The organism is Novosphingobium sp. 9 (assembly GCF_025340265.1).
In the GTDB taxonomy this organism is placed as follows: Bacteria; Pseudomonadota; Alphaproteobacteria; order Sphingomonadales; family Sphingomonadaceae; genus Novosphingobium.
In genome coordinates, this window is sequence record NZ_CP022707.1 from 112,777 (window position 1) to 131,844 (window position 19,068).

Annotated in this window: 23 protein-coding genes and 1 pseudogene; 14 read left to right on the top strand and 10 right to left on the bottom strand. The window is 67.9% G+C overall.

Going from position 1 to position 19,068, the window contains the following annotated elements; genetic code table 11:
- Positions 1 to 115 precede the first annotated feature (115 nt).
- A complete protein-coding gene (locus CI805_RS00490; RefSeq protein ID WP_260924998.1) occupies positions 116 to 2,176 on the top strand; it encodes a protein-disulfide reductase DsbD family protein in 2,061 nt (686 codons plus the stop codon).
- A 161-nt stretch (positions 2,177 to 2,337) separates the two neighbouring features.
- Here CI805_RS00490 and CI805_RS00495 read toward each other — a convergent pair whose 3' ends face one another.
- From CI805_RS00495 to CI805_RS00540, 10 genes and pseudogenes are all read right to left on the bottom strand, one after another.
- Positions 2,338 to 3,138 (bottom strand): sigma-70 family RNA polymerase sigma factor, encoded by an 801-nt coding sequence (locus CI805_RS00495; RefSeq protein WP_409934912.1) that lies wholly within the window; start codon positions 3,136 to 3,138, stop codon positions 2,338 to 2,340.
- Positions 3,135 to 5,271, bottom strand: a pseudogene (locus tag CI805_RS00500) (flagellar biosynthesis protein FlhA). The gene CI805_RS00495 and the pseudogene CI805_RS00500 overlap by 4 nt, the downstream one beginning before the upstream one ends.
- 5 nt (positions 5,272 to 5,276) lie before the next feature.
- The gene (locus tag CI805_RS00505) at positions 5,277 to 6,212 is read right to left on the bottom strand and encodes a lytic transglycosylase domain-containing protein (protein ID WP_260925000.1); all 936 of its coding nucleotides are present in this window, start codon (positions 6,210 to 6,212) and stop codon (positions 5,277 to 5,279) included.
- Between the two features lie 220 nt (positions 6,213 to 6,432).
- Positions 6,433 to 6,798 carry a flagellar protein FlgN gene (locus tag CI805_RS00510; RefSeq protein WP_313958508.1) on the bottom strand — a complete coding sequence of 122 codons (366 nt, stop codon included), beginning with the start codon at positions 6,796 to 6,798 and terminating at the stop codon, positions 6,433 to 6,435.
- A complete protein-coding gene (locus CI805_RS00515; protein WP_260925002.1) occupies positions 6,795 to 7,121 on the bottom strand; it encodes a flagellar biosynthesis anti-sigma factor FlgM in 327 nt (108 codons plus the stop codon). The genes CI805_RS00510 and CI805_RS00515 overlap by 4 nt, the downstream gene beginning before the upstream one ends.
- A 106-nt stretch (positions 7,122 to 7,227) precedes the next feature.
- Positions 7,228 to 7,743 carry a flagella basal body P-ring formation protein FlgA gene (locus tag CI805_RS00520; RefSeq protein ID WP_260925005.1) on the bottom strand — a complete coding sequence of 172 codons (516 nt, stop codon included), beginning with the start codon at positions 7,741 to 7,743 and terminating at the stop codon, positions 7,228 to 7,230.
- 76 nt (positions 7,744 to 7,819) lie between these two features.
- Positions 7,820 to 8,263: a hypothetical protein gene (locus CI805_RS00525; RefSeq protein WP_260925007.1), complete on the bottom strand. Its 444-nt coding sequence runs from the start codon at positions 8,261 to 8,263 to the stop codon at positions 7,820 to 7,822.
- Complete coding sequence (locus CI805_RS00530; RefSeq protein WP_260925009.1) at positions 8,260 to 8,487, bottom strand: hypothetical protein; 228 nt, start codon at positions 8,485 to 8,487, stop codon at positions 8,260 to 8,262. Before CI805_RS00530 ends, CI805_RS00525 begins: the two co-directional genes overlap by 4 nt.
- On the bottom strand, positions 8,475 to 8,954 hold the full coding sequence (locus CI805_RS00535; RefSeq protein WP_260925011.1) for a hypothetical protein: 480 nt from the start codon (positions 8,952 to 8,954) through the stop codon (positions 8,475 to 8,477). The genes CI805_RS00530 and CI805_RS00535 overlap by 13 nt, the downstream gene beginning before the upstream one ends.
- A 17-nt stretch (positions 8,955 to 8,971) precedes the next feature.
- Positions 8,972 to 9,157, bottom strand: coding sequence for a hypothetical protein (locus tag CI805_RS00540; RefSeq protein WP_260925014.1), 186 nt, complete (start codon positions 9,155 to 9,157; stop codon positions 8,972 to 8,974).
- Positions 9,158 to 9,211: 54 nt separating this feature from the next.
- Here CI805_RS00540 and flgB point away from each other — a divergent pair, with 54 nt between their 5' ends.
- The 13 genes from flgB (at position 9,212) to CI805_RS00605 (ending at position 18,991) form a co-directional block, all read left to right on the top strand.
- On the top strand, positions 9,212 to 9,559 hold the full coding sequence (gene flgB, locus CI805_RS00545; RefSeq protein ID WP_260925016.1) for a flagellar basal body rod protein FlgB: 348 nt from the start codon (positions 9,212 to 9,214) through the stop codon (positions 9,557 to 9,559).
- A 4-nt stretch (positions 9,560 to 9,563) separates the two neighbouring features.
- The gene (flgC, locus tag CI805_RS00550) at positions 9,564 to 9,971 is read left to right on the top strand and encodes a flagellar basal body rod protein FlgC (protein WP_260925018.1); all 408 of its coding nucleotides are present in this window, start codon (positions 9,564 to 9,566) and stop codon (positions 9,969 to 9,971) included.
- Positions 9,968 to 10,282 (top strand): flagellar hook assembly protein FlgD, encoded by a 315-nt coding sequence (locus CI805_RS00555; RefSeq protein ID WP_260925020.1) that lies wholly within the window; start codon positions 9,968 to 9,970, stop codon positions 10,280 to 10,282. Before flgC ends, CI805_RS00555 begins: the two co-directional genes overlap by 4 nt.
- 27 nt (positions 10,283 to 10,309) lie before the next feature.
- Positions 10,310 to 11,119: a flagellar hook-basal body protein gene (locus tag CI805_RS00560; RefSeq protein ID WP_260925022.1), complete on the top strand. Its 810-nt coding sequence runs from the start codon at positions 10,310 to 10,312 to the stop codon at positions 11,117 to 11,119.
- Positions 11,120 to 11,147: 28 nt separating this feature from the next.
- On the top strand, positions 11,148 to 11,891 hold the full coding sequence (locus tag CI805_RS00565) for a flagellar basal body rod protein FlgF (RefSeq protein ID WP_260925025.1): 744 nt from the start codon (positions 11,148 to 11,150) through the stop codon (positions 11,889 to 11,891).
- A 38-nt stretch (positions 11,892 to 11,929) separates the two neighbouring features.
- On the top strand, positions 11,930 to 12,718 hold the full coding sequence (gene flgG, locus CI805_RS00570) for a flagellar basal-body rod protein FlgG (protein WP_260925027.1): 789 nt from the start codon (positions 11,930 to 11,932) through the stop codon (positions 12,716 to 12,718).
- Positions 12,719 to 12,720: 2 nt separating this feature from the next.
- Entirely contained in the window at positions 12,721 to 13,401 is a 681-nt protein-coding gene (locus tag CI805_RS00575; RefSeq protein ID WP_260925029.1) for a flagellar basal body L-ring protein FlgH, read from the top strand.
- A 122-nt stretch (positions 13,402 to 13,523) separates the two neighbouring features.
- The gene (locus tag CI805_RS00580) at positions 13,524 to 14,561 is read left to right on the top strand and encodes a flagellar basal body P-ring protein FlgI (protein WP_260925031.1); all 1,038 of its coding nucleotides are present in this window, start codon (positions 13,524 to 13,526) and stop codon (positions 14,559 to 14,561) included.
- Positions 14,558 to 14,950, top strand: a complete 393-nt coding sequence (locus CI805_RS00585) for a rod-binding protein (RefSeq protein WP_260925033.1) — start codon at positions 14,558 to 14,560, stop codon at positions 14,948 to 14,950. Before CI805_RS00580 ends, CI805_RS00585 begins: the two co-directional genes overlap by 4 nt.
- Positions 14,951 to 14,956: 6 nt before the next feature.
- Complete coding sequence (flgK, locus tag CI805_RS00590; RefSeq protein ID WP_260925036.1) at positions 14,957 to 16,306, top strand: flagellar hook-associated protein FlgK; 1,350 nt, start codon at positions 14,957 to 14,959, stop codon at positions 16,304 to 16,306.
- A gap of 4 nt (positions 16,307 to 16,310) precedes the next feature.
- Positions 16,311 to 17,249, top strand: coding sequence for a flagellar hook-associated protein FlgL (flgL, locus tag CI805_RS00595; protein ID WP_260925038.1), 939 nt, complete (start codon positions 16,311 to 16,313; stop codon positions 17,247 to 17,249).
- Between the two features lie 46 nt (positions 17,250 to 17,295).
- Positions 17,296 to 18,159 carry a flagellar motor stator protein MotA gene (motA, locus tag CI805_RS00600; protein WP_260925040.1) on the top strand — a complete coding sequence of 288 codons (864 nt, stop codon included), beginning with the start codon at positions 17,296 to 17,298 and terminating at the stop codon, positions 18,157 to 18,159.
- A 1-nt stretch (position 18,160) separates the two neighbouring features.
- Positions 18,161 to 18,991 (top strand): flagellar motor protein MotB, encoded by an 831-nt coding sequence (locus CI805_RS00605; RefSeq protein WP_260925042.1) that lies wholly within the window; start codon positions 18,161 to 18,163, stop codon positions 18,989 to 18,991.
- The last annotated feature ends 77 nt before the right edge of the window (positions 18,992 to 19,068 follow it).

A 19,068-nucleotide genomic window follows, 5' to 3' on the forward strand; every position in this document is an offset into this window, starting at 1 on the left:
TCCTTGAAATGTCGGCGCGATGCGGGCACTAGGCAGTGTGAGACATGGGTCTGCACGATGGCAAGCCCATACGCACCCCCGGAGCCCGATGATCCCTCGCCGCTATCCGTTCCTCATGACACTTTGGCGTCATGTCCTGCTGATCGTCGCGGCGAGCGCGCTGATCCCTGCTGTATCCTCTGCTCAGACCGAAGGCGCTGCGACGCACATCACCGCGGAACTGGTCGCGCCGGGGCCGGTCCCGGCAGGCGGCGAGGGGCTGCTGGCGATCCACATGACACCGCAGCCCGGCTGGCACGGCTACTGGCTCAACCCCGGCGATGCGGGTCAGGGCATGACGCTGAACTGGACGCTGCCCAAGGACGTCATCACCGGCGCGCCCCGCTATCCCGTCCCGCAGACGCTGCTGGTCAGCGGGCTGATGAACCACGTCTACGAGCACGCCTATGCGGTGATGGTGCCGGTGCGCCCGTCGAAGAACACCGCCCCCGGCCTTCGCGCCATTCAGGTGCGGGCACAGTGGCTGGCCTGTACCGAGACGATCTGCGTGCCCGAACGCGCCACGCTCTCCGCCTCGCTGACGATCGCCCCTGCCGGATCACCCGCGCCCGTCCCTTCCGCGATCGAGCAGGGCTGGATCCAGCGCCTGCCCGCCCCGCTCGACCGGCCCGCGACGATGGCGCTGGACGCGCAGGCGCTGCATCTGGCGATCCCGCTGCCTGCGTCGGCGCCGCTCGCCCACCCGCACGTCTTCGTGGCCGCCGATCAGGTGGTCGACTATGCCGCGCCGCAGCACTTCGCGCGCAAGGGCGACATGCTGACGGTGACGATCCCGCGCGCCAAATTCGCGCCCATCAGCCCGACAAGCCTCGACGGTGTGCTTCGGCTCGACAGCGACGGCAACGGCATCGCCTTTACCGCGAAACCCGGCACCGTGCCGAGCGGAGGCACGCCACTGGCGGGCGACACCGCCGACGTATCGCCCTCGCCCGCCTCGATTCCCGCGCTGCCGTGGCTGCTGCTCGCCGCGCTGCTGGGCGGGCTGATCCTGAACGTGATGCCCTGCGTCTTCCCGATCCTCAGCCTGAAGGCGCTGAGCCTGGCGCGGGCGGGCGAGAGCGAGCACCATGCGCGGATCGAGGGGCTTGCCTATTCGGCGGGCGTGATCGTCGCCTGTCTGATCCTCGGCGCGGTGCTGCTGGGCCTGCGCGCGGCGGGACAACAGGTGGGCTGGGCGTTCCAGTTGCAGGAGCCGTGGGTCGTCGTGCTGCTGTTCCTGCTCGCCGCCACGATCACCGCCAACCTGCTCGGCCTGTTCGAGTTCGCCGTCCCCGGCTTCGCCCGCGCCGGATCACCGCAGGGGGCCTTCGCCACCGGGCTGCTTGCCGCCTTCGTCGCCACGCCCTGTACCGGGCCGTTCATGGCGAGCGCGATGGGCGCCGCGCTGCTGCTGCCGGTGCCTGCTGCGATGGCGCTGTTCGCCGCGCTCGGCCTTGGCATCGCGCTGCCGTTCCTCGCGCTCGCTTTCGTGCCCGCGCTGCGCCGACGCCTGCCGCGTCCCGGCGGCTGGATGGAGACCTTCCGCAAGGTGATGGCGGTGCCGATGGCACTGACCGCGCTGGCGCTCGGCTGGCTGGTCTGGCGTCTGGGCAACAGCGCGCTGCTCAGCTACGTCGCGGTGCTGGCGCTGCTGACGCTGGCGCTGCTCGGCCTTGCCGGGCGCAACCAGCGCCGGGGCAAGAGCGCGCTGTCGCACACCCTGATCGCGCTCGCCGTGGTGGCGCTGGCCGTCGCGACACTGCCGCAGACGAAAGCACCTGCCGAAGCGGAAGCCTCGCTGCTCGCCGCGCAGCCCTTCAGCGAAGCCGCGCTCGCCAAGGCGACAGCCGCGCACAAGCCGGTGTTCGTCTATATGACCGCCGACTGGTGCCTTTCGTGCAAGGTCAACGAAGCCGCCGCCATCGAACGCACCGAGACGAAAGCCGCGTTCGACAAGGCCGGTGTCGTCGTGCTGCGCGGCGACTGGACCCGGCGCGATCCGGCGATCACCCGCTACCTGACGGCACAGGGCGCAGCGGGGGTGCCGCTGTACATGTGGTACGACCGGCAGGGCCACGCCCGCCAGCTGCCGCAAGTGCTGACGCCCGGCCTGCTGGCGGAACTGGCAGCGGGGTAATTACTTTTCGTCATTCCCGCGCAGGCGGGAATCCAGCTCTAAGCTCTCCTGTCAGCACGCCCCCGAGAGGCCGCGCCGACTGGATTCCCGCCTGCGCGGGAATGACGAAGGTGGGAGGTCTCGTTTTTCACGCGCTTATACCAAACCCCGCGCGCCCTCTCTCACAACACGTCCGCCACCCCCGCAAGGCTCTGCTTCAGCTGCGCGAGCGCCTGCGCTTTCAACTGATGGACACGCGGCACCGAGACGTCGAGCACACCGGCGATCTCCGACAGGTTCAGTTCCTCCACGAAGTAAAGCTGGACGATCAGCCGCAGCCGCTCGGGCAAGTCGCCGATGGCCTCGATCAGCGCGCCGCGGGTCTGGGCATCGGCCAGCAGATCGTGCGCGTCGGGGGCATCGTCGGCAAAGGCCATCGACTGGTCGGAATAGCTCTCGTCGATGGATTCGAAGCGCACCGGACGCGTGCCGTCGCGCAGGGCGAGAACCTCGCTCTCGTCCACCCGCATCGCCCCTGCCAGTTCGCGCGCGGTCGGCTCGCGGCCCAGCGCAGTGCGCAAGGTGTCCTGCGCCGAGGCCAGCTGGCGGCGCTTCTCGCTGCCCCCGCGCGATCCCGGCACCGCGCGGCGCACCATGTCGACCATCGCCCCGCGCACGCGCATCTTGGCGTAAGCGGCAAAGCCGTCCTCCACGCCCCCGGCGCTCGACCCGCTGCTCAACCGCGCCTCATGCGTCTGCGCGCACTCGGTCAGCGCGACGAGCCCCGCCTGCATCAGGTCCTCAAGCTCGATGCCGACGCGACCGCCCGAACCCTGAACATGCCAGGCAAGGCGGCGAACCATCGGCAGGAAGCGCCTGACCCGCTCCGCCACCTCGGATCGTCGCACCGAGGCGAGCGAGCCGCCGGGAAAAGGGGCCACCGAATAGGTCGGGCCATCGAACAGGGAGTGCATCTGGTTCATGCGGGCATGCTCTCGGGTTCGTCATGCAGGGAGGGGGAAGGCAGGCCGGGCGCCGGATGAACGGGCTGCGGGGGAGCCGCGCCGATCACTTCGACCACCTCGATCGGCTGGGTCGCGGGAAGTTCGGCGATGGAGAGGACAAGGCATCCCGGCGCGCGCAGGCGCAGCAGCGCGGACAGCGCCCGGCGCGCGCGCGGCTGGACCACCAGCGCCAGCGGAATGGCGTGGACACCGCGCGCCGCGATCAGTCCGGCGATCCGCTCGCCGATCATGCGCGCAAGGTCCGGCTCGATCACCGGCTGACCAGTGCTGGGGTCGATCATGCCCTGCACGATCGCGCCTTCGAGCCCGGCCTCCAGCGTCAGCACCGGCAGACGCTCGTGCGGAGGGCAGATGCGCCCGACGATCAGCGAGCCGAGATCGGCGCGCAGCAGATCGACCAGCCGATCATGCTCGACCGTCTGCTGCAAGGCACGGGAAAGACTGTAGAAGATCGGCAGCGGATGGCCGATGGGGATGCGGTCCTCCAGCAGCGCGCGCAGCAGCCGGGTGACGGCGGCGAGGCCCAGCGGCTGGGGCGTGACCGTCTCGACCAGTCCGGCGGAGTGACCCTTGAGGCCCTCGATCAGCGTCTTCACCTCGTCCGGCCCCAGCAAGTCCTGCGGCCGCTCGCCCAGCAACTGGTTCAGATGCGTGGCAATCACAGTGCCTGCATCGACGGCGAGGAAGCCCTCTGCCACGGCCTGATCGCGCGCGGCAGCCTCGATCCAGATCGCCGGGCAGCCGAAGCTGGGATCGAGCGTCGGCTCGCCGCGCAAGGTGTGGCCGGGACGCACTTCGCCCGCATCGATGGCCAGCACCTTGTCGGGGCGGATCGTCGCCCCGCCCAGCGGCACCCCGCCAAGGGCAATGCGATATTCGTGCGGCGAGAGATCCAGCGCATCGCGCACGCGGAACTGCGGGACGATGAACCCGAAAGACTGGCTCAGCTGCTTGCGCACCCCGGTGACGCGCGCCACCAGTGGCGCCCCGCGTCGCTCGTCCACCAGCTGGACCAGGCCATAGCCCAGTTCGATGGTGACGAGCGTGTGGTCGGACACTTCATCCAGCGCGATGCGCGCGGGGTCAGCCGGTTCGGGCGCGGTGCTCGTCTCGACCACCGGTGCGGGTCGCAGCGCGCGGCGGCGCAAGCTACGCCACAGCCAGAACGCCAGCGCCGAGGCAGGCAGGAACACGCTTTGCGGCATCGCCGGGATGCAGCCGATGGCGCCCAGCACCACCGCCACCGGCAACCAGGTGCCCGGCGCCCGCGAACTGCCCGCCGATCTGCCCGGCAAGGCCGCGCTGGTCGGACACGCGGGTGACGATGATCGCGGCGGCGATCGACAGCAGCAGCGCGGGCACTTGCGCCACCAGCGCATCGCCAATCGCCAGCGTGATATAGGCCTGCGCCGCCTCCTGCGCGGACAATCCGTGCGAGATCATGCCGAGGCAGAACCCCGCCACGATGTTCACGCCCAGGATCAGCAGCGCAGCGATAGCATCGCCCTTCACGAACTTCGAGGCGCCGTCCATCGAGCCATAGAAGTCCGCCTCGGTCGCCACTTCGCGGCGGCGTGCCTTGGCCTCGTCCGCCGTCATCAGGCCTGCGGCCAGATCGGCGTCGATCGCCATCTGCTTGCCGGGCAGCGCGTCGAGCGTGAAGCGCGCCGAGACTTCGGACACGCGGCCCGCGCCCTTGGTGACGACCACCAGATTGATAATCATCAGGATCAGGAACACGAAGATGCCGACCGCGAAATTACCGCCGATCAGGAAGGCGCCAAAGCTCTCGATCACCTTGCCCGCTGCCGCCTCGCCCTCATGCCCGTGGACCAGCACGACGCGGGTGGAGGCGACGTTGAGCGCGAGACGCAGCAGCGTCGCGAACAGCAGCACGGACGGGAACGAGGAGAAATCGAGTGGCTTGTCCGCATTCATCGCCGCCATCAGCACCGCCACCGACAGCGCGATGTTGAGCGTGAACGAGACGTCCAGCACGAAGGCCGGGACCGGCACGATCATCAGCACGATCAGCACGAGGATACCGGCAGGCAGCGCCACCGCGCCGGGATCGCCGATCCGCTTGAGCAGCGCGTTCAAAGGCCGAACCTCGCGAGCTTTTCATAGGCTGCGGCAACGCGGGACGGCAGCACCTTGCCGCCGGCATTGCCGCTCTCCCCTGCGCCATCGCCGAACGCGCCGCGCAGCGTATCGGACATCGAGCGGACGGGGCCCGAAGCTTCGGCGCGGGCGGCCTGAAACTCGGCGGCCATCGGGCCCGTCACGGGTTCCCTCAACGGCTCGTAATTCATCCGGGGCAGGAAGGCGGCGGTGGCATAGCCGCTACCGATGGCGTCGATCCCGCCGGGGATACCGCCAGGAACACCGACGCCGTAGCCATCCGCCCCGTCCATCGCGCGCGAGACCTTGTCTCGCAGCAGCGCCATCACCCCGCCCAGCGTGCGCGGGGCGCCGCCATCGAAGAAGATCGCGCGATTGGACGCCGCCTCGCGCGGGAACAGCGACGGCGCGCTCTGGCCGGGATTGGCGTTGAGGGCGGAAAGGAAGCGGGTCGCCCCCGCCTGCCCCATGAAATGGGCGAGATAAAGCTCGGCATTGTCCGGCTCGCGCCCCAGCGTGGCACTGAGGCAGGCCTTGTTCTCCACCGCGAGTTCGGCGGCCATGCTGGCGGAAGCCTCGGGATCGTAGCGCAGCTGGAGCAGTTGCTGGCGCATCGCGGGATTGCCGGTGGCCGCTGCCGCCGCGCCGAGGCCATGCTCGTCGCCGTGACGGCCCAGCACGCCAAGCCATGTCCCGCTGGTGAACTGGTAAAGCCCCGCCGCGCTGGACGTGCCCGCCTTCGCCTGCGGATCGAGCCCGGATTCGAGCTTCGCCTGCGCCATCAGGTAGTTGAAGTCGACACCCGTCGCCTGCGCCGCACGGGCAATGGCCGAACGCACGCGATCGACGCCCTGCCCCGCGCTTTGTAGCGCGCCTGCGGCGACGACACCGAATGGAGAGGCTTCGCTCACGGTCTGCTCCGGCTGGCGGAATTGCCGGAAGCGGTTTCAGCAAGGAGCGTGCCATTTGGGTGAGGCACTCGTTCGGCCTGAGGCTGATCACCATTCAGATGATGACGTGGCGAAAATGGTGGGTTTTCGAGAAGCGGAGCGGAGCGTACTTTCAGTACGTGAGCACCGGAAGCTCGGAAAGCCACCATTGGCAGACCGTCAGGGCTGAATGGTGACGGCCTTATCTGAGGAAGCCGTGCGCCCTTGCCTTGGCCTGATAGACCTGCGGCGCGCCGGTCAGCGCGTTGAGGCGCGTGGTCACGTTGGCGGCGATGATGTTGCGCACCTGCCGGTTCACTTCGTTGAGGCGCCGGGCGGCTTCCAGCATCGCCCGGCATTCGTCGTCGAGCACGAAGCCGTCGGCGGCCTCCAGCCGGAAGCACAGCCTCTCCTTGTCGCCCGCCGCGCCCATGATGGTGTCGAGATCGAGACCGGCAAGCGCCTGCCGCTCGGTCTCCAGCACGGCAAGCATCTGCCGCAGCGTCTCGCGCACCGAGACCTGAAGCGCCCCGCGCTGCGGGTGGGCGGAAAGGAGAGTTGCACTCACGGCTTGGGACTCCTGAGGATCATGCCGGCCGCGATCATCGCATCGGCGATCTTCGCAGGGACCAGCGGATAATTACCGGATTCGACGGCCCGGCGGATCGTCGCGACGCGTTCGGTATCGATCGGCGCCTCGCCCGGATCGAGCGCGGCGGTGGTTTCGACAGACGGCGCGGCGGCCACCGCGATGGCCGAACTTTTCGAGGTGCGCTGGGCCGCATCGGCCGGCGCGATGGCAATATCCCCGGCGGCGCGCGCGACGGGCCGGGCGGTAACGGCGCCGACACTGCTCAGGGCAGCTGCCGGGCCAAGATCTGATGGTGGCATGGTGCCGCTCCTTGACGTTTGCCCATCGAAGAACGGCACCGGGACACAGCTTTTAAGGGGCTATGGGAAATTCCTGTGGCAAACGGCAAGGCTACGCGGTTTCTCCTTATGGAAGAGGCACTTCGACAAGGCCGGGACGCACGATCTGGCCGCGCATCGGCTCGGCCCGCGCGATGCCTCCGGCGGTCGGGCGGACCTGTATCCAGCTGCCGACCGGCCCGGATTCCATCGCCTGTCCCGATTGCGAGACGCTGAAACCCTCTCCCGTCACTGCGATCGCCACGGCATCGCCGCGCGTCACCGCATTGGGCGCCTGCGCGGCGACCATTTGCGGGCTCTGGCGCACGGGCACGAACAGCCGCCAGCCGTTGGGATCGCCGCACTGGACGACCACGCTGTCATGTCCGGCCGTGCGCCATGCGAGCGCGAGGCCCGCACGGCACGGTTGCAGACGCAGGCGCCGGTCGACGGGCGCGGCGGCACCGCCGGGCTGGCCGACAGGTGCGCCGGTAAAGGCGGCGACCTGCCGATCCACCGCATCAAGATCGGCAAAACCGGTAGCACTGGCGAGCAGCGCAACGCTTGCGAGAACGGGGGCGACGAGAACGGAAGCTGCAAACATCGGGAGTACGTCACGTCCATCGAAAGGCGAATATCGCCTCGATCTACGCAAACCCCGTGCCAGTTGCCGCTAGGGCCTAGTTCGCTCCAGTTGGGCCGTCGTTGTCATAGGCGAGCACCGCGCGCACCGGCCCTTGTCCGGGCTCGACGACGATGCGCGGCGCATAGCCCGCCGCATCCGCTGCCCCGGCGATCCGCGCCGCTTCGGCCAAGGCCTCGGCGCGGGTCGAGGCCCCGTCACCATAGGAGGCGGCCACGGTCAGGCGCTGGCGCAAGTCGGGCGCCTGCTGCTTCAGCCACAGTGCGAGCGGCGGCGCACCGGGGGCCTCGACCCAGACCGCGACCGGCTCGGACCGCTCGACCTTTCCGGGCTTCGCGGGCGTTTGGACTGACGGCGGAGGCGGCACCGGGTGCGCCTTCACCTTGTCGTGGCGCCCCATCGCGGCGGCGGCGATCATGAACAGCACCAGCGAGAGATCCGCCAGCGAGGTCTGCCAGTTGGTTGCGCCGCGCCCGCTCATCGCGCCACGCGCCCATGCTGGGCCGGAGCATGATGAACCGGGGCACGATGGATCGGGGCCTCGGCCATGCCGGGCAGCGCATCGGCGACTTGCGCCTCCAGCCAGTCGAGCAGGTCCTGCCGCGCCTCTTCCTCATGCGCCGCGCCGCGCGCGATCATCCGGGCGAGCGGGGCGAAGATCATGTTGCCCAGCAGCAGGCCGTAGAGCGTGGTCAGCACCGCCATCGCAATCGCCGGGCGGAAATCCTGATCGAGCCCCCCGCGCTCGACAGCTGGCTGAGCGAGACCAGCGTGCCCGCCAGGCCGAACACCGGCGAGAGGTCCGAGGCCTGGTTGAGCGTGCGCACCGCGCGTGCGCTGGCCTCGGCACGGCGCTGCTTGTGCGCTTCGTGGGCGCGCTGGAGCCCCGCGATCGAGCGGGTGCCGATCAGCGCGTCGGTCACGTCGTCGATCTCGGCATCGCCCAGATGGCGCGGCTGGGCACGGATCAGCCCGTCCTGCCGGATTTCGCGAATATGCGAAGCGAGTTCGGCGCGGGTGCGTTCGGTGTCGAAGCGGCGGGCCAACAGCGCGCGCAAGCCGCCAAGCGCCGCGCCGCAGTCCGCAAAGCCGCAGCGCAGCAGCGTGGCCGCCAGCGTGCCGCCCACCACGATCAGCGCGCTGGGTCCGTCGATCAGGTTCTGCCAATGCATCGGATCAGGAGTCCTCCTCAGACCGTCAGAACGGCAGCGCGGTTCGCTTTTTCAGGGCTTTTTCGCAGATCGCCGACATTTGCCGGAAGGCTTGCCGGGACCGGCAATGGCCCGCTGCCGGAACCGGCAAAGGATTGCCGCCTCTCCCGGCAGGCCGCCTTCCCCTGCCCGCCAACTGCACTCGATTCCTGCCGTTCGATCATTTGGCACGCCCCTTGCGATGATCGGCCCCGAACCCTTTCATCTTGAGAGAACCCATGTCGTCCGATCTTTTCGGTATCCACGCCAAGGCTCTGGAACTGCGCTCGCAGCGCATGGGCCTGCTGGCGTCCAACATCGCCAATGCCGGTACGCCCGGCTACAAGGCCAAGGACATCGACTTCGCCGCCGCGCTGCGCGCCAGCGCGGCAGGCACCGATGTCGACAGTGCCGCCAAGGGCGCCGAGCAGTACCGCGTGCCGCTGATGCCCTCGCTCGACGGCAATACGGTCGAACTGCAGACCGAGCAGGTCGCCTTTTCCGAAAACGCGGTCGGCTATTCCGCCACGCTCGAATTCATCCGCGGCCGGGTCGACACCACGACCCGCGCGCTGCGGGGAGAATAGGCGCATGGCCGGGAACCCGATGACGCTGTTCTCGCTGGCGCAGAAAGGCATGTCCGCGCAGCTGGTGCGGATGAACGCGGCAGCGTCCAACCTTGCCAATGCCGGTTCGGTCGCCTCCAGCGAGGGGCAGGCCTATCGCCCGATCCGCGCTGTGTTTTCCGAGGATCTCGACAAGGCGAGCGGCCTTGCCAGCGTCTCGGTGCAGGGCGTGATGCGCGAGACCGCCGCGCCAATCCGCCAGCACGATCCCAATCACCCGCTCGCCGATGCCAACGGCGACGTGTGGACCGCTCCCGTCGATGAGAACGCGGAGATGGTCGATATGCTCGAAGCCTCGCGCCAGTACCAGAACATGGTCGAGGCCCTCTCCACCGCCAAGCAGCTGATGCTCGACACGATGAGGCTCAAATGACCATTTCTTCCGTAACGTCCACCACGCCCGCGACGTCCGCCGTCAAGGACAAGACCTCGCTGTCGGACCTCGATTCCGGGGACTTCATCAAGCTGATGACCACCCAGCTCCAGCAGCAGGACCCGACGAACCCGACCGACAACAACGAGATGCTGGCGCAGATGGCGCAGTTCTCCTCGCTGGCGAACACCACGAAGAGCAGCGAGACGTTGCAGTCGATCGCCGACAAGCTCGATCAGGTGGTCTCGGCCCAGACCGCGACCACCGATGCCGTCGCCAAGCTGGTGGCCGCCCAAACTTCCTCGACCTGATCCCCTTTCCCTTCGGAGACCACACCCATGTCCTACTATACCTCGCTGACCGGCCTGAAGAACGCACAGACCGAACTCAACGTCATCTCGCACAACATCGCCAATGCCGAGACCAACGGCTTCAAGAAAAGCGATACCCAGTTCGCCGATATCGTCTCGTCCTCGGTCGTCACCGACCCGGCGCTGACGGTCGGGATCGGATCGCGGGTGGCCGAGATCAAGCAGAACTTCTCGGTCGGCGCGCTGGAGCAGACCGGCAATTCGCTGGACCTCGCGATCGGCGGCGAAGGCTTCTTCACCATCGTCTCGCCCAATTCGGGCCAGACCGAGTTCACCCGCAACGGCTCGTTCAGCGTCGATGGCAGCGGCTATATCAAGAACGCCGAGGGCAGCCGCCTGCAGGTGTTCCCGATGACGAACGGCGTGGTCGATGCCAGCAGCCATCAGGATGCGCTGGCCGCGCCGACCAATGCGGCGGGCTCGACGCTCGCCAGCGTGACCGTCGATCAGGAAGGACAGGTCGTCGCCTCGTACGACGATGGCACCAACACCACCGTCGGCGTGGTCGCACTGGCCAACTTCGTGGCGCCCAACGGCCTCAAGCAGACCGGCGATTCGAGCTGGAAAGTCACCGGCAAGTCGGGCGCGGCAAGCTATGGCGCGCCGGGTTCGGGCGCCTTCGGCGCGATCAATTCGGGCACGCTGGAGCGCTCGAACGTCGATATCGCCGAGGAGCTGGTCGATCTGATCAGCGCGCAGCGGTATTTCCAGGCCAACGCCAAGGCCATCGATACCGCCACGCAGATCTCGCAGACCGTCATCAACCTGCGCAACTGACGGCGCCTGAACCGAAAAGGCTCCCGCGATGGACCGGCTGATCTACACGGCAGTGTCGGGCATGAACGCCTCGATGACGCGCGAACGGGTGATCGCCAGCAACATGGCCAATGCCCAGACCGTCGGCTTTCGCGCCGAGGAGGTTCAGGCCACGCCCATGACGCTGGACGGCCCGCAACTGCAGGTGCGCGCGATGACCGACACCGAAGTGCGCGGCGCCAACATGAAGCAGGGCGAGATCACCCAGACCGGCCGCCCGCTGGACGTTGCGCTGGATGGACAGGCGATGCTGGCGGTGCAGGTCGGCGACGGGAGCGAGGCCTATACCCGCAGGGGCGATCTCTCGGTCGCCTCCAGCGGGCTGCTCCAGAACGGCGACGGATTGCCGGTGCTGGGCGAAGGCGGGCCGATCACCGTGCCGCCGGGGATGGGCGTGACCATCGGCCCCGACGGTGCGGTGCTCGCCGCCGATCCGGCAAATCCCGGAGGGGCACCGCAACGTCTTGATCGCCTCAAGCTGGTATCTCCGACAGGCAGCCAGATCGAGAAAGACCTCGCCGGCCAGTTCCGCGTGAAAAACGGCGGCGTCCTTCCGGTCGACGAAAACGCCAAGGTGGTGCCCGGCGCGCTGGAGAAGTCGAACGTCAACACCTCGCAGGTCTTGGTCGACATGATCTCTGCCCAGCGCCTGTTCGATATGCGCACCAAGATGGTCGAGACCGCCCGCCAGCTCGACGAGAGCGGCGCCCGCCTGATGCGCATGGATGGCTGAGCCGTAACGGTTCGGCAGCACAACAAGAGGATAACCCGATGCCCAGTTCCGCTCTACAGGTCGCCCGCACCGGGCTTGAGGCGCAGGACACGCGCATGCGCGTGATCGCCAACAACCTCGCCAACGTATCGACCACCGCCTTCAAGCGCGACCGCGCCAACTTCGAGACGCTGGCCTATCAGGACGCGCGCGTCGCCGGTGCCCAGTCGTCCAGCGAGACCGCCTATGCCACCGGGCTGAATCTCGGCACCGGCGTCGGCGTCCAGTCGACCAGCCGGATGGAGACGCAAGGCACGCTCCAGAGCACCTCGAACAGCCTCGACCTCGCGCTCGATGGCGACGGCTACTTTCAGGTCGCGCTGCCCGGCGGCCAGCTGGCCTATACCCGCGCGGGCAATTTCAGCCGCTCGGCAGAGGGCCAGCTGGTGACGTCGCAGGGCTATCCCGTGCAGCCCGCGATTACCATTCCCGAAGGCGCGACCTCGATCACGATCTCGACCGACGGCACGGTGTCGGCCCAGCTTTCGGGCCAGTCCGAGCCTTCGCAGCTGGGCCAGATCACTATCGCCAGCTTCACCAATGCGGCGGGGCTGCAATCCTCGTCCGACAACTTCATGCTCGAAACCGCCGCCAGCGGCCCTGCACAGATCGGTGTTGCGGGCGAGGACGGGCGCGGACAGATCCGGCAGGGCATGCTCGAAGCCTCGAACGTCAGCATCGTCGAGGAACTGGTCGACATGATCGAGGCGCAGCGAAGCTACGAGATCAACTCGAAGATGATCTCCGCCGTCGACGAGATGCTCAAGAACGCGAACCAGACGCTCTGATCATGAAGCGGCGCATCACCCTTCTGCTTTCGGCGGCGGTGCTGGCAGGGTTTCCCATGCTGCCAGCGCTCGCCGCGAAGAAGCCGCCCAAGCCTTCGGGCTACGAGCCGACGCTGCCCGCCGCGCCCGCGCCGGTCGCAGCCGCGCCGACCGGCGGCATCTTCTCGGCGACGATGGGCTATGCACCGCTCTATGCCGGAACCCGCGCGCATGCGGTGGGCGATCCGGTTACTATCGTCCTGCTGGAAAGCACCACCGCGTCCAAGGCGGTCAGTTCCAAGAGCCAGAAGGGCGGCGGCGCCTCGATCACCCCGCCCAGCGCCGGGCTGCTGTCGTTTCTCAACCCCAATGCCCTTAATGCCAGCTCGTCCTCGTCGTTCAATGGTCAGGGCAATGCGGCGCAGACCAGCGCGCTGGCATCGACGCTCACCGTCACCATCGCCGAAGTGCGCCCCAACGGGACCGCACTGGTTCGAGGAGAAAAGCAGATGTTGCTGAGCCAGGGCGATGAATGGGTCCGCTTTTCGGGGATCGTGCGCCTTGCCGACATCGACGAGGACAACGCCATCGCCTCTACCCGCGTGGCCGACGCCCATATTCAGTATTCCGGCAAAGGCGCGTTGCAGACCGCCAGCAAGCAGGGCTGGCTGGGCCGCTTCTTCAACGCGATCTCCCCGTTCTGATGGCCCGGACAACACCTCCGATCGCGCGAGCGTTCGCCTCTCTTCTCCGCTCCCGCAGGCTAGAGGGGAACTGGTGGCTCGCGCCCGTTGCTGCGCTCGCGATCCTCAGCCCCGGCACTGCGATGGCCGAGCGCGTGCGCGATCTCGGCCAGTTCCAGGGCGTGCGTTCGAACCAGTTGACCGGCTACGGCGTAGTCGTCGGCCTGCCCGGCACCGGCGACGACAATCTGGAATATCTGACGCAGGCGATGAAGGGCGTCTCGGGCCGCATGGGCCTGACGCTGCCCGCAGGTGTCTCCCCCGGCCTCAAGAACGCCGCGGCGGTAATGGTGACGGCGGACCTTCCCGCTTTCGCCAAGCCCGGCCAGCGCATCGACGTGACCGTATCGACCATCGGCAAGGCCAAGTCGCTGCGCGGCGGGGCGCTGATCATGGCGCCGCTCTATGGCGCGGACGGGCAGATCTACGCGATGGCGCAGGGCAACCTCGCCGTGGGTGGCCTCGACGCCTCGGGGCGCGACGGCTCGAAAGTCACCGTCAATATCCCGACCGTGGGCCGCATTGCCGAGGGTGCCTCGGTGGAGCGCGCCGTCGCCACCGGGTTCGATACCGCGCCGGTGCTGCGCTGGAACCTGTTCGACGCCGATTTCCTCACCGCCGCACGGGTGCGCGATGCGATCAACCAGCGCCTGCCCGGCATCGCCACGGTGGAGGACGGGGTGACGCTGGCGCTCACCCTGCCCGCCGATCCCAACTCACGCGCCTCGATGATGGCGGCGATCGAGATGATCGACGTCGCCCCCGCCGAAACGCAGGCGCGGGTCATCGTCAACAGCCGCACCGGGACCGTGGTCATCAACTCGGCCGTGCGCCTCTCGCCTGCCGCGATCAGCCACGGCAAGCTGACGGTGCGCATCGACGAGGACCAGCACGTCTCGCAGCCGCGCCCGTTCGGCAACGGCCAGACGCAGACCGAGCAGCACTCCGCCATTTCGGTGGACGACGAGAAGCACGCGGTGGCACTGTTCAAGGGCGGCGCCTCACTGTCCAAGGTGGTGGACGCGCTCAACATGCTGGGCGTCACCCCGTCCGATCTCGTGGCGATCCTGGAAGCGCTGAAGCAGGCAGGCGCGCTCAAGGCCGAGATGGTGGTGATATGAGCCCGCTGCTGCCTCCCACCTCCGCAGCCAGCCAGACCTCTGCCTTGGGCAAAACCGCTGGCAAGACCGAGCAGGACAAGCTGCACGAGACGGCGCAGCAGTTCGAGGCGCTGTTCCTGCGCCAGATGCTGGGCGCCGCGCGCAAGACCGACTTCGGCAGCGGCAGCGATGAAGGCGCGGTGTTCGGCACCGATCCCGGCACCGACACCTTCCGCCAGATGCAGGACGACAACTTTGCCGACATCACCGCGAAAAGCGGCACGCTGGGCTTCGCCTCGCTGATCGAGGCGCAGATGGCGCGGTTCCTGCCTGCTGATACCGCAAACAGCGCAGGCGACGCCGACAAGGGCGCTCCCCCCTCCCCCAACCCTACAGACACGAAAGGCTGACCGGCGATGTCCTCCGACATGATGTCCATTGCCAAGAGCGGCATCCGCGCCTCGCGCGCCGCGCTCGACGTGACGGCCAGCAACATCGCCAATGCCGCTTCGGAAACCTATGTCCGGCGCAGCGTCACTACGGTGGAAGTGGTCGGCGGCACGCTGTCGATGACGCAGGCCGCCGTCAGCCTTTCGGGCACGCGGATCACCGGGATCACCCGCAATGCCGACACCTTCCGGCAGGCCGAAGTGCGCCGCACCGGCGCCGATGCCGCGCGCGCAGATGCCGAAGTCACCGGGCTGACCGGCATCGAGAGCGCCGTCGAACAGTCCGGCGCCTACGATGCGGTGGTCGATTTCGAGGCCAGCCTCCAGCAGCTTGCCACCTCGCCTACCGATGGCTCGTTGCGCGCTGCCACGGTGGAGAAGGCGCGCACCATGGCGCAGACCTTCAACACCGCCGCGCAAGGGCTCGATGCAGCGGGCGAAGGGCTGCGACTGGAAGCACAGGGCGGGGTCGACAGCGTGAACAGCGCCGCCGCCGCGCTCGCCAAGGTCAACCAGAAGCTGTCGCGCGCCATCGACGGATCAAGCGACCAGTCCAGCCTGCTCGACCAGCGCGACGCCCTGCTCGAACAGATGAGCCAGCAGACCGGGATCGCCACCACGATCAATGCCGACAAGACCGCGACCGTCACCCTCGGCGGCGCGACCGGCGTGGCGCTGGTGAACGGTGCCAGTGCCGGAACCCTGGCGATGACCAGCGCCAGCGACGGCACGATTGCCTTCTCGGTGACGAACGGCGGGACCAGCAAGGCGGTGACGCTCGATGCCGGGGCGCTGGCGGGCAAGAGCCAGGCCCTGGTCACGTTGGCCAGTACCCGCAGCCAGCTCGACGCAGTGGCCGCCTCGGTGATCGGCACGGTGAACGCCGCGCAAGCGCAAGGCGTCGATATCAAGGGCAACGCGGGCCAGCCGCTGTTCTCCGGCACCGGCGCGGGCGACATGGCAATGGTGGCAAGCGGCGGCGATGCATTGGCGACCGCGCCTGCCGGGGCTGCTGCGGGAAGCCGCGATGCGAGCAACCTCACCGCGCTGCGCAGCGCGTGGGACAGTGCCACGCCCGCCAGGGCGATGGATCAGGTGCTGTTCGACATTTCCAGCGCCGTCGCCGGTCGCACGGTGACGCGCGACACGCTGCAATCCATCGCGGACACGACCTCGGCAGCGCTCAAGGCGCAGACCGGCGTCGATTTCGACGAGGAGGCCACGAACCTCGTGCGCTACCAGCAGGCCTATCAGGCTTCGGGCCGGGTAATGCAGGTCGCCTCGGACATCTTCGACACCATTCTCGGCATCAGGTGAGACCATGACCAGCATTCCCGGCAGCGGCGTCACAACCGCGACAGGCGCTTTCTACGACCGTTCGCTCAGCGACATGAAGAGCCTGCGCGCACAGGCCGAGACGCTGCAAACGCAGGCCTCGACCGGCAACCGCCTGACGCGTTCGTCCGACGATCCGGTCGCCGCCTCGCGCCTGCGGCTGATGGCGCGCGCCGATGCGCTCTCGAAGATCGACACTGCCACCGCTTCTCAGGCGAGTTCGGACCTGCAACTGGCCGATGCCACCATGTCCGACATGGCCGATGCCCTGACTCGCGCCAAGGAACTGACCGTGCAGGCGTCCACCGGCACGCTCTCGCCAGACCAGCGCAAGGCGATCGGCTCGGAACTGGGCAGCATCTATGACACGCTGTTCTCGCTCGCCAATACGAAGGATTCCTCGGGCAACGCGCTGTTCGGCGGACAGGGCAGCTCGGCGGCCTATTCGCTCGATGCCGCAGGCAAGCCCAGCTATTCGGGCGGCACTGGCGCTGGCCCGGTCTCGCTGGGCGAAGGGCAAGCCGTCACCCCGTCGATGACCGGGCCGGAGTTCCTCACCTTCAAGGATGCCGATGGCAACCAGACCGACCTGCTCTCGATGATGAAGGGGCTGGCCGATGCGCTGTCCACCACCTCGGGCGATCCGGTGGCAGCGGCCAGCAAGGGCCTGACCGACCTCGACAGTGGCCTGAACGCCCTCACCACCGGGCAGACCGTGGTCGGCACGCGGATGGCGTGGATCGACCTCACCACCGACCGGCGCACCACCAGCCAGACCACCCGCACCCAGCTGGAAAGCGACATCGGGCAGGTCGACATCGCCGATGCCGTTACCCGGTTGCAGCAGACGATGACCGTGCTGGAGGCCAGCCAGGCCAGCTTCGCCAAGCTCGCCTCGCTCAGCCTGTTCGACCAGATCAGCTGACAGCCCAGTACCTGACAGCCAGGCACCTGACAGAAAGCCCCGCACCATGTTCGTAATCATCGGCATCGTCATCCTGCTGGCGATGGTGTTCGGCGGCTTTGCCATCACCGGCGGCGCGCTTGGCCCGGTGATGGAGGCGATCCCGCACGAAATGCTGATCATCGGCGGCGCCGCCGTGGGCGCGATCGTCACCGGCAACTCGATGCATGAGCTGAAGGCGCTGGGCAAAGGCATGGCCAAAGTGTTCAAGGGTCCGCGCCACAACAAGCAGGATCATGTCGACGTGATCGTGCTGGTTACGCGGCTGATGAAGATCCTGCGCGCCGAAGGACCGGTGGCGCTGGAAAGCCATGTCACCGATCCCAAGGCCTCCGCCGTCTTCGCCGAGTTTCCGCGCATTCTGGGGAACGACGCGCTTGTCCACCTGATCGCCGACACGCTGACGCTGATCGTCGTTTCTTCCGGCACGCTGGAAGTGAACGCGGTGGAAGACGTCATGGACAATGCGATGAAGACGCATTTCCACGAGATGCACGAGCCGCAGCACGCGCTGCAGGGGCTGGCCGATGCGCTCCCCGCGCTCGGCATCGTCGCCGCCGTGCTGGGTGTGGTGAAGACGATGGGCTCGATCGACAAGCCGCCCTCGATCCTGGGCGGGATGATCGGCTCGGCGCTGGTCGGCACCTTCATGGGCGTGCTGCTGGCCTACGGGATCGTCGCGCCGATGGCCGGGCGGTTGAAGCAGATCGTCGAGCAGGATGAGCAGATCTTCCACGCGGTGAAGCAGGTGGTGATCGCAAGCCTGCACGGCTGGCCGCAGCCGCTGGTGGTGGAATCCGCGCGCTCGGGCCTTGGCCACGCCTTCCGCCCCGGCCTCTCCGAGCTGCTCGACGCGATGAGAGGCCGCTGAGGTGGCGACGCAGAAGAACGAGCCCCCGCGCCCGATCATCGTCAAGAAGATCACCATCGTTGCAGGCGGGCATCACGGCGGCGCCTGGAAAGTCGCCTATGCCGATTTCGTGACCGCGATGATGGCGTTCTTCCTGCTGCTGTGGATCGTCGGCGCCACCACCGAGAAACAGCGCAAGGGCATTGCCGACTACTTCGCACCCACCCTCGTCAAGACGCGCGAGCAGAGCGCGGGCTCGGCCAACGGCCTGCTCGGCGGCTCGTCGCTGGTGGACAAGGACAACCTGCCGCATCCGGGCGGCAGCGGCACGCGCACGATCACGATCCCGCGCGATTCCACCGGCGGCAAGCTGGAGGGCGGCACCAAGATCAAGCGCGCCGCCCGCGCCAAGCAGCGGCTGGAAACCAAGCTCGCCTCCACCCCCGAACTGCGCCGCCTCGCCAAACAGGTGCGGTTGGTCGACACCACCGAGGGCGTGCGGGTCGATCTGGTCGACAATGCCGATTTCTCGATGTTCCGCATGGGCACGACCGTGCTGACCGGCGAGGCAAGCGCGTTGCTGGGCGCCATCGCGCAGGCTCTCGGCCCCGACGGTGGCCAGCTGACCGTACGCGGCCATACCGACGCGCTGCCCTACAAGCCGGGCCTCACCGGCAACAACTGGTCGCTCTCCGCAGGCCGCGCCGAGGCGACCCGGCAAGCGCTGATCCGCGACGGCATGGGCGCCGACCACTTCCGCCGCATCGAAGGCGTTGCCGACATGGAACCGCTGATCCCTGCCGACCCGCACGATCCGCGCAACCGCCGCATCTCGATCACCGTTTTGAACTGAAATCACGGGCTGAACTGATTTTCCGCCCCCTCAAAACGCGAAACGGCGGCGGATCGTATCGATCCGCCGCCGCTCGT

Bases quoted from the DNA above. Each gene is read 5' to 3' on its own strand.
- CI805_RS00530 (WP_260925009.1), bottom strand. From the start codon at position 8,487: ATGGCGGTGCTGACCACGCTCTACGGCCTGCTGCTGGGCAACATGATC.
- CI805_RS00585 (WP_260925033.1), top strand. From the start codon at position 14,558: ATGAGCCCGCTGCTGCCTCCCACCTCCGCAGCCAGCCAGACCTCTGCC.
- CI805_RS00565 (WP_260925025.1), top strand. From the start codon at position 11,148: ATGGACCGGCTGATCTACACGGCAGTGTCGGGCATGAACGCCTCGATG.
- flgG (WP_260925027.1), top strand. From the start codon at position 11,930: ATGCCCAGTTCCGCTCTACAGGTCGCCCGCACCGGGCTTGAGGCGCAG.
- CI805_RS00520 (WP_260925005.1), bottom strand. From the start codon at position 7,743: ATGTTTGCAGCTTCCGTTCTCGTCGCCCCCGTTCTCGCAAGCGTTGCG.
- CI805_RS00515 (WP_260925002.1), bottom strand. From the start codon at position 7,121: ATGCCACCATCAGATCTTGGCCCGGCAGCTGCCCTGAGCAGTGTCGGC.
- flgC (WP_260925018.1), top strand. From the start codon at position 9,564: ATGGCCGGGAACCCGATGACGCTGTTCTCGCTGGCGCAGAAAGGCATG.
- CI805_RS00555 (WP_260925020.1), top strand. From the start codon at position 9,968: ATGACCATTTCTTCCGTAACGTCCACCACGCCCGCGACGTCCGCCGTC.
- CI805_RS00575 (WP_260925029.1), top strand. From the start codon at position 12,721: ATGAAGCGGCGCATCACCCTTCTGCTTTCGGCGGCGGTGCTGGCAGGG.
- CI805_RS00560 (WP_260925022.1), top strand. From the start codon at position 10,310: ATGTCCTACTATACCTCGCTGACCGGCCTGAAGAACGCACAGACCGAA.
- CI805_RS00580 (WP_260925031.1), top strand. From the start codon at position 13,524: ATGGCCGAGCGCGTGCGCGATCTCGGCCAGTTCCAGGGCGTGCGTTCG.
- CI805_RS00540 (WP_260925014.1), bottom strand. From the start codon at position 9,157: ATGATCGAACGGCAGGAATCGAGTGCAGTTGGCGGGCAGGGGAAGGCG.
- flgL (WP_260925038.1), top strand. From the start codon at position 16,311: ATGACCAGCATTCCCGGCAGCGGCGTCACAACCGCGACAGGCGCTTTC.
- CI805_RS00525 (WP_260925007.1), bottom strand. From the start codon at position 8,263: ATGAGCGGGCGCGGCGCAACCAACTGGCAGACCTCGCTGGCGGATCTC.
- CI805_RS00495 (WP_409934912.1), bottom strand. From the start codon at position 3,138: ATGAACCAGATGCACTCCCTGTTCGATGGCCCGACCTATTCGGTGGCC.
- CI805_RS00535 (WP_260925011.1), bottom strand. From the start codon at position 8,954: ATGCATTGGCAGAACCTGATCGACGGACCCAGCGCGCTGATCGTGGTG.
- motA (WP_260925040.1), top strand. From the start codon at position 17,296: ATGTTCGTAATCATCGGCATCGTCATCCTGCTGGCGATGGTGTTCGGC.
- CI805_RS00490 (WP_260924998.1), top strand. From the start codon at position 116: ATGACACTTTGGCGTCATGTCCTGCTGATCGTCGCGGCGAGCGCGCTG.
- flgK (WP_260925036.1), top strand. From the start codon at position 14,957: ATGTCCTCCGACATGATGTCCATTGCCAAGAGCGGCATCCGCGCCTCG.
- flgB (WP_260925016.1), top strand. From the start codon at position 9,212: ATGTCGTCCGATCTTTTCGGTATCCACGCCAAGGCTCTGGAACTGCGC.